The sequence below is a fragment of the Acinetobacter sp. AKBS16 genome (assembly GCF_002899995.1).
Classification (GTDB): Bacteria; Pseudomonadota; Gammaproteobacteria; order Pseudomonadales; family Moraxellaceae; genus Acinetobacter; species Acinetobacter baumannii.
On the sequence record NZ_POYH01000079.1, the window covers coordinates 16,882 to 18,082 of the forward strand.

Genomic DNA, 1,201 nt, shown 5'->3' on the forward strand with positions numbered 1-1,201 from the left:
AGGTATTATGGTTTTTCCATGTGGTTGATAAATCTACCACACCCAAGGTTTGCTTTGAGTATGGATCGATAATGGGTGCTGCATAACAAACCCAATCGTGAATCGACTCCATATAATGTTCATTGGAAAAAACACAGCTTGATTGTTGAGTTTTTAAAGATAACGCCAATGCATTCGTACCTACAAATTCTTCACGCCATTGACCACCTTGTACAAAATGTACACGTTCAGCAGCACTCTGCATTTGAGCACTTGAGGCTGTCCAGATAATGGTACTACCGATGTCACCCACAGCAATGACCATAGAAGATTGCTCTGCAATATGACGTAAGTCATCAGCACACTGGCTTAGTGCCAGATCTAAAGCATTTTGTGAAGCAGATTTTCTTTCAAGTAGAGGTGCTGCAAATCGTTCTTTAGGAATCGCAGCAGAAGCTGATCGTTCCCACGAGCTTGCAATACTTTGGCCGAGTTTGGCAGCGTTCTGAGGAGAGAGACTATTTTGCGTGCGCAGTTGATCAATCAACATCCGTTGCTGCAATAAATCCTTTTTTGTGAACATTTGTAAATTCCTTATATATTCACATTTCTATTCCAACCTTTCTCCAACCTTCTTCTTTATATCCTAATTATACAAAGTACGAAAGTACTTACTGACAGGGTTCTTGTTAGTCTTTAGTCCTAAAAAAGCAAAGGAATATTTATATGCGCTATATCGATCCAAATCAACCAGGCTCAAAAGTTCAATTTAAATCACAATATGAAAATTTTATTGGCGGTGAATGGGTTGCACCTCTAAAGGGTGAATATTTTGATAATGTGTCACCAGTGGATGGAAAAGCTTTCACACGCATTCCACGCTCTAGTGCTGAAGATATTGAACTTGCTTTAGATGCAGCACACAAAGCGAAAGCTTCATGGAATAAATCTTCACCGACTACACGTTCTAATATACTTTTAAAAATTGCTGATCGTTTAGAAGCAAATCTTGAAATGCTTGCGGTTGCAGAAACTTGGGACAACGGTAAAGCAGTTCGTGAAACTTTGGCAGCTGACCTTCCACTTGCAATCGACCATTTCCGTTATTTCGCAGGATGTATTCGTGCTCAAGAAGGCGGCATCTCTGAAATTGATGAAGATACCATTGCCTACCATTTTCATGAACCACTAGGTGTGGTTGGTCAAATTATTCCATGGAACT

At 40.0% G+C, this 1,201-nt stretch carries 1 protein-coding gene and 1 pseudogene; one reads left to right on the forward strand and one right to left on the reverse strand.

What is annotated here, in order from left to right:
- Nucleotides 1–562, reverse strand: a pseudogene (locus C1642_RS19460) (transcriptional regulator); the annotation flags it as partial.
- Nucleotides 563–705: 143 nt separating this feature from the next.
- On the opposite strand from C1642_RS19460, the gene C1642_RS19465 reads away from it, so the two are divergent.
- A partial coding sequence (locus tag C1642_RS19465; RefSeq protein WP_228153891.1) for an aldehyde dehydrogenase family protein occupies nt 706–1,201 on the forward strand: 496 nt, incomplete at its 3' end.